Raw genomic sequence first — 7,513 nt, forward strand, 5'->3', positions numbered from 1 at the left:
GGTGTTCAGTCCTCCGATCCGGCGTCATCCTCGTCGTCGTCCAGTCCGGGGGCGTCGGGGTCGCGCAGCGGGCGCAGGCCGCCGGCCGGGACGGACGAGGTGAAGCTGTAGCGGCCGAGCACGTTGAGGTTCTTGTGCTTCAGCGGGGAGAGCCGGGCGATGTCTTCGTCGCGGATCTCGTGGCCCTCCGCGCGGAGCTGGGCGACTGCGGCGTCGATGTACTTCGTCGTCCAGAGGACCACGGCGTTGAGGACGAGTCCGAGGGAGCCGAGCTGGTCCTCCATCCCGTCCCGGTACGCCTGGTGGATGGTGCCGCGCTTGCCGTGGCACACATCCCGGGCGAGCTTGTGGCGGGACTCCTGGACGGTGAGCTGCCGGTTCATCTGGCGGCGGAAGGTGTCGTCGACCGGGTCGACCACGGCGAGCAGGTGCAGGGTTTTGGCGATCCGCCCGTACTCGGCGAACGCCTGCCCCAGCGGGGTGGGGTGGCCCTCGCGGCCGAACATCCGCAGCAGGTCGTACGCCCTCACCTGGTTGGTGACCAGGGAGCCGGCCACCCGCAGCATGTCCGGCCAGTGCGTGATCACCTTGTTCAGGTTGACCCGGTTCCGCGCGATGTCCTCCAGCGGCCCGTACGTACCAGTCTCCACCCCGGGCAGGCTCGCCCGCCAGAACCGCTGGTCCTCCAGGTCACGGAACCGCGGGGAGAAGTTGTATCCGAGGATCTTGAACAGGCCGAACAGGGTCTGTCAAACGAGCGGCTCTGTTCCGTAGTCGGTGGTGACGGCGCGTGACGGGTTTCGTTGACATCACATGCGAGATTTCAACGCCCTTATAGAAACAGTGTTTTCGGGGCTCTCGGCGTTGGTCATCGAGGAGGTGGCCGATGACGGTGAGGTGATCCGGGTCGCGGCCCGGACCCGGGATGTTCCCTCGCCCTGCCCGGTGTGCGGGGTGCTGACCGGGAAAGTCCACGGATACCACGGCCGGCCCATGGCGGATGTGCCGGTCGACGGCCGCAAGGTCGTGGTCCACGTCCAGGTGCGACGCCTGGTCTGCCCGGTTCTGGAATGCCGGCGCCAGACCTTCCGCGAGCAGGTCCCCGGGCTGATGGAGCGTCTCCAACGCCGCACCAACCGCCTGACCAGTCAGGTAAGTGCGGTAGTGAAAGAGTTATGCGGCCGAGCGGCTGCCCGGCTCAGCCGCTCCCTGGCCGTGCCCATGTCGTTCGCCACCGCCCTGCGCCTGCTGCGGCGCACCCCCATACCCGTGGTGCGAACCCCGCGAGTGGTCGGGGTCGACGATTTCGCCCTACGCCGCCGGCACCGGTACGCCACGATCATCATCGACGCCGAAACAGGCGAGCGCATCGACGTGCTGCCCGGCCGCGAGGCCGCTGGTCTGGAAGCCTGGCTGCTCGAGCACCCCGGCGTCGAGACCGTCTGCCGGGACGGCTCGGCTACCTATGCCGAGGCGATCCGCCGGGCCCTGCCCGACGCGGTGCAGGTCAGCGACCGATGGCACCTGTGGCGGAATCTGTGCGACAAGGTCCTGGCCGAAGTACGGGCCCATGCCTCGTGCTGGGCCACGGTCAACCCGGCCCGCCCCGGCGGGGTCCACGAGCAGACGATCCGCGAGCGCTGGCACCAGATCCACGATCTCCTCGGACGGGGCGTCGGACTGCTGGAATGCTCCCGCCGCCTCGACCTGGCCCTGAACACCGTCAAGCGCTACTCCCGCATCCCCGAACCCCCGGCCGACCGCATCGCGCCCCGCTACCGGACCACCTTGGTCGACCCCTACCGCGAGCACCTACGGATCCGACGTGCGACCGAGCCCGCAGTCGCCGTCACCCAGCTGTTCCACGAGATCAAAGCCCAGGGCTACACCGGCAGCCACAACCTCCTGGTCCGCTATCTCACCCAGGGACGAGCCGAGGGAAACCGGCCGGTGATCACCCCGCGCCACGCGACCCGGCTCTTGCTCACACACCCCGAACACTTGTGGACCAAGGACACCGCCCTCCTGGCGACCCTCACCTCGGCCTGCCCCGAGACAGCCGAACTCGCCAAATTCGTCGGCACATTCGCCCAGCTACTGACCCCGGAGAAAGGCAACGACGCCCGCCTCACCGAATGGATCGCCGACGTCCGTGCAGCCGACCTGCCCCACCTACACAGCTTCTGCAACGGCCTGGAACTCGACCGCGCCGCAGTCAACGCCGGCCTCACCCTGCCCCACCACAACGGCCGCACCGAAGGCGTCAATACCCGCACCAAACGGATCATGAGGCAGATGCATGGCCGAGCAGGATTCGACCTCCTCCGCCACCGCATCCTCCTGTCGTGACAACGGAACGTCACCACCGACTACGAAACAGAGCCGTTAAGTTGACACACCCTCCTCCGTCATCGGGACAACCGGCGAGCGGCCCCCCACAGGTCTTGACGATTACTCGTGCGGGCTTGCCCGGTGGCCAGATGGCGGTAGAAGCCGGCGCGGGACACCCCGAGCACCCGGCAGATCCGCTTGACGCCGAAGTCGGCGCGGTTGTCGGAGATGAAGTCCCAGCGGCGAGGGCTCACTTCACCTCCCGAGCGAAATACGCGGCCGCCCGGCGAAGGATCTCGCGCTCGAGGTGCCACTCTTTCTCGGCGTTCAGCAGCCGGGCGTTCTCCGCCCGCAGCCGGGCCAGCTCCTCCGCCTCGCCACCCGTGTCACGGCGTCCGGGCACGGCTTGGGCCTCGTCCTTACGCACCCACGTCCGCAGCGACTCTGCGGTGATGCCGAGATCCGCGGCCACTGCCGCGTAGGTTCTCTTCCCGGCCGCGGCACGGTAGAGCGCGACCGCGTCCTTCCTGAACTCCTCCGGATACGGACACCTGCGTCCCACCTGGACATCCCTCCCTGGACCATCAAGATCCATTGTCAGGGTGTCCACTCCAAAGGATCAGCCTCACAGGCCGCCCTCCTCGGTGAGCTTGACAAGTGAGATGACGTCCAGAGTATCGGCGGGCAAACGTGCCACGGGTCCGGGGCCGCCGTCCATGTGTGCGGGCGGCGGACCCGGACGGGGTGTCCGTCTCTCGATCGGCTACTCCGCTGAACGCCGACCGGTGTAATGTCCCTCGGCCGTGGCCAGGTTGCCGTATCGGCGGTCATAGAGACGCTGGTTCACGTCGCGGGCAGCGGCGACGATCTCCGGGTAGGGACGGTCCGTGACGGAGACGAAGCCAATGTTGTAGTTCTCCCCGTCGAGTGCTCTGCCAGTCACGGGCGAGTCGGCATACTGGAACCAGTGGCCGCCCACCATGTACGGGTTGTCGATGAGCTGTTCCATGTACTCGGCGTACATCCGTGCCCGCTCGGCCTGCGTTCCCGCCGAGACGAGACCCGGATGCGGCTGCCCGGTAGTGGTCGTTCCCATGTGGAACTCACCGATGAGGCTGGGCTTGTCGAGCTCTTCGAGAAACGCCCACTCGCTCGGGTGCAGTCCCTCGCGGTACTCGTTGTAGCTCATGATGTCGACGTACTTGCTCGCTGCCTCGACGACCTCCGGTGTGCGGCCCCAGCTGGCGAACCTCGAACCCGCGTAGAGATGGTCCGGCATGACCTTGTCGAGCTCGGCGTCGACCGTCTTGAAGTACTGAGTGGCGTAGAGCGTCATGAGCGCGGAGTAGTCGGACTCCTTCGCGGTCTCGTCGGAGCCGAGGTCGGCACTGCCGCTACGGAGTGCCTCCCATGACGGAACTGTCGTCTGCCACGCGGCGTTGAGAGCGTCGATGGTCCCGTACTTCTCCTCCAGTTCGTCGGAGAACGCCGACTTGGTGGGGCTCTCTGCCGCGTCACGTGACATGGTGTCGATGACGACGCCGTAACGGGTGCTGAAACTGCCGGCGTTGCCCCAGCTCAGTTCGTTGTCCATGAATACGCCGATCGCCAACGGGCTGTCCGCGACCTCGTCGGCGACTGCTCGCGCGGTTCTGGCTGCGGCGTCGGAGAACGCGGGGTCGAACGGGTCCGGCATCGGGCCCCAGTAGTCCTGGCCGGTGCTCACCGTCTTGAAGTCGCCCTTGATCCAGCCGTGGGCGAAGTACGGGATACGGTCGTTGTCGTACATCTCCGGGTCGGTCCAGTTGCCGAAGGAGGTGAAGCCCCAGCTGAGCATCCGGTCGACCGTGTTGTCCCGCCACCGCTCCATGTAGTTGCTGCCGGGGTACTTCCGGGCGACGTTCGCCTTGTAGAAGCTGTAGGTCTCGCCCTGCGCGACGGGACCGGCCAGGGTGTCGGGGGCGTAACCGAAGCCCTCGCCCGCGCGGGTGCGGTACTTGGGCAACTTGCTGAAGAGGTCGGCGCGGGTTTCGGACATCTTCGTGCGGGTCGGCAGCGCCGACTTCTGGACGCGGTTGAGGTCCTCGGGGCCGCCGGCCGTCAGGCTGGGGGGCGGCAGCTCCTGGATCGCGTCATGGTCGAAGTCGTAACCCGTCGTGGTTGGGGAGTCGAACATGCGGGCGTTGTCGATGCCGGTTGAGAAGAACAGGTAGCCGTCAGGGTCCACCAGGGTCCACCGCCCCTGGTACTTCTCCACGCGGAAGTTGCCCGTCGCCTCGAGTCGTGGACCGTTCAGCCAGCCGCCGTACCTGGACCGGTCCTCCGGAACCGGATGCCTGCGAAGGTCCTTGGCTTCGGCAGCGCGCTGCCGAAGAATCTCCGACGTCCTGGAGACCTTTCCCTTGTAGTCGACCTTGTTGTTCTGACCGAAGGCGTCGACCAGGCCCTTGAGGTAATCGGGGTCTGCCGGCGCGTCACGGACGACGCGGATGTCGTCCACGATGACCGACCGGTCGTGCAGCAGGCCGGCGACGTAGAAGTTCAGCTGGCTGATGCGGCTCGTGTCCGTCTCCTTGGAGCCCCACATCCAGACCGCAGAGGTGACGTCCTTGTCCGCGAGCCAGGACGGATCGGCGCGCAGCCCGGTGTCGCGGTGGAGCGCGGGGCTGTCGACGTCGAAGTAGTACGTGCCACCGCCGCCGGCCGGGACGTTGACACTGCGGGTGGCGACGCCGGTCGAGCTCTCCAGATCGATCGTGAGCTGGACGGAGCGGTCGCTCGGGTTCGTGAGCTCCATCGCGATGCCGAGCGACTCGGACTCCTCCGCCGACCAGTTCCACACGGGCTCGGGGCGTACGGAGAACGAGGAGTAGTAGTTCTTCCGGGCCTGGAAATCGACCCGGAGCTTCTTGTCGCCGCGACCGACGATTGTCGTCTTCGCCTGGTACGGGCCGACCTCGGCCGGTACCAGGCCGTCCTGGAAGTCGTAGAGCATGGTCTCGTCGCCGAGGTCATGAGCGCCGGCCGCGACGGCCGGAGGGCTGGTGGTCGCCAGGACTAACCCGGCGCAGGCGGCCGCTATCAGGACAGGCCACCTCACGCGGAACGACCTGCTGGCTCGCGGCGGCGGAGTGGTGCAAGCGCGCTTGTGCACGGTCATGCTTCCCTCCATCTGGGAAGGTGCGCAGAGGACCGGCTCGCACGGTCTCTGCGCACGCTGCGCCTCGATCTACCGTGACCGAAGGGGCGCGGCCCGATGGTAAACCGGTTTTTTTATGCGGGGCAAGTATCTGCACCAGATTGCGTCCTGTGCTGCGTTCAACCATGTGACGGGACATAAGCGCAGCTCAGAGAAGGGTTGACGGCTCGGTGGAGGGCAGGGCGAGCATCGGGGCGGGTGGAACAACGCCCTGTCCACACGGCTGCGACGACAAGATGAGCCCCGCCCGGAGGGGCCCGGACGCTCCGCCGGGGCCGCACCCGAGCGCCGGGCGGGTTGGGTGGGCCGGGTGGGTAGGACGTCCCCCGGCGGGGCCTCGCCGTCAGACAGCGTGCCGCACGTACACGGTCTTGCGCCGGAGGTACTTCTCATAGCCGTGCGGGCCGTCGTCGCCTCCGAGGCCGGAGCTTTTCCAGCCCGTGTGGAAGCCCTGCACCTGTTCGGGCCCGGCCTGGTTGACGTAGACCTCCCCGAATTCCAGGGCGTCGATCATGCGCATCGCCCGGGAGAGGTCTCGGGTGTAGACGTAGGCGGTCAGACCGTAGGCGGTCGAATTGGCCGCGGAGACCACCTCGGCCTCGGCGTCGAACGGAATGATGGGCAGGACCGGCCCGAAAACCTCCCGCCGCGCGATGTCCATCTCGGGACGCACGTTCGTGAGCACCGTGGGTGCGAACCACGCGCCGGACTGGTACTGCTCCCCGTCGGGACGGCCGCCTCCGGTCCGGACGCGGGCACCGGCCGCGACGGCCGCGTCAACCATCCCCTGGACCCTGGTCCGTTCCCGCTCCGCCACGAGCGGGCCCAGTCGCGAGCCGGCCGCGAACGGATCGAGCGGGGTCACCGAGGCGAACCGGTCGACCACACGGCGCACGAACTCGTCGTGCAGATCGGCGTGCACATAGGTCACCTCGTTGCACGTACAGACCTGTCCCGTGTTCCAGAGCCGTGCGTCGGCAGCGGCCTCGACCGCGGCGTCCAGGTCCGCGTCCTCGAAGACGATGAACGGAGCCTTCCCGCCGAGCTCGAGGGAGACGGGGATGATCTGGTCGGCCACCTGGGCCAGAATCTCCCGGCCGCCGCGTGTCGAGCCCGTCATGGTGACCATCCCGACGCCTGGATGGGTGACGAGGGCCCGTCCGGTGTCCTTGCCCTCTCCGCACACGACGCTCAGCAGCCCGTCAGGCACCCCGGCCAGCCGGCAGAGCCGGGCCAGAGCGAGCGCGGAGAGGGGAGTGAGCTCCGACGGCTTCAGAACGACGGCGTTGCCGGCCATGAGCGCGGGAGCGACCTTGCGGGCGAAGATGGCGACCGGGAAGTTCCAGGGAAGGATCGCCGCCACCACGCCAATAGGTTCCTCACGCACGCCGAGCGACCGGCCCGGCTCACTCGCCATCATGGAGCCCACGGCCCGGTACTTCTGGCTGATCGCGAAGTCGAAGAAGGCGCACGCGCCCTCCGTCTCGCCACGGGCGTCGGAGAGAGGCTTGCCCTGCTCCACCGAGACGATCCGCGCCAGCTCATCGGCGTGCACCGCGATCGCGTCGCGCACAGCCTCCAGCACGGCCGCGCGCGCGACGTGACTGCGGCGCCCCCACTCGCGCTGCGCGGCCACCGCCGCCGTCACGGCCCGGTCCACCGTCGAGGAAGAGCTGCTGGGCACCTCGGCGACGAGTTGCCCGTTGGCGGGATTGATCACCGGGAGCGTGCCGTGCGAGGAGTCGAGCTCGTATTCACCGGCGACGAAGGCCGCCGGTGCGCTGCCCAGCAGCCCTTTGCTGTCGAAGAGTTCGTGAGTCACGTCGTTCCTTCCCGCCGAGGACGCCTGAATCACGTCCGCGCGTCACAGATAACCGGTTTACCATACGGTGACACGCCTGGTCGACAACGGGCATCGGAGCACGCCACGATCCTCTGCCAGGCAAGATGTTCGTGGCAGCGGCGGTGGGAGAGGGGCACGGA

General features: G+C 67.7%; 3 protein-coding genes and 2 pseudogenes. 1 reads left to right on the forward strand and 4 read right to left on the reverse strand.

The features are described 5' to 3' along the window. Positions 1 to 5: 5 nt before the first annotated feature. Positions 6 to 743: pseudogene (locus tag AC0VY3_RS37280) on the reverse strand (Tn3 family transposase); the annotation flags it as partial. A gap of 70 nt (positions 744 to 813) precedes the next feature. Here AC0VY3_RS37280 and AC0VY3_RS37285 point away from each other — a divergent pair. After that, entirely contained in the window at positions 814 to 2,349 is a 1,536-nt protein-coding gene (locus AC0VY3_RS37285; protein ID WP_475551946.1) for an ISL3-like element IS469 family transposase, read from the forward strand. Positions 2,350 to 2,441: 92 nt separating this feature from the next. On the opposite strand, the pseudogene AC0VY3_RS37290 reads toward AC0VY3_RS37285, so the two are convergent. The 3 genes and pseudogenes from AC0VY3_RS37290 to AC0VY3_RS37300 form a co-directional block, all read right to left on the reverse strand. Next, positions 2,442 to 2,893, reverse strand: a pseudogene (locus AC0VY3_RS37290) (transposase); the annotation flags it as partial. Positions 2,894 to 3,094: 201 nt separating this feature from the next. Next, positions 3,095 to 5,431, reverse strand: a complete 2,337-nt coding sequence (locus tag AC0VY3_RS37295; protein ID WP_202492492.1) for a beta-galactosidase — start codon at positions 5,429 to 5,431, stop codon at positions 3,095 to 3,097. Positions 5,432 to 5,873: 442 nt separating this feature from the next. After that, complete coding sequence (locus AC0VY3_RS37300) at positions 5,874 to 7,352, reverse strand: 3,6-anhydro-alpha-L-galactose dehydrogenase (protein WP_011029025.1); 1,479 nt, start codon at positions 7,350 to 7,352, stop codon at positions 5,874 to 5,876. Between the last annotated feature and the right edge of the window lie 161 nt (positions 7,353 to 7,513).

This window comes from Streptomyces sp. iso_384 (assembly GCF_056172905.1).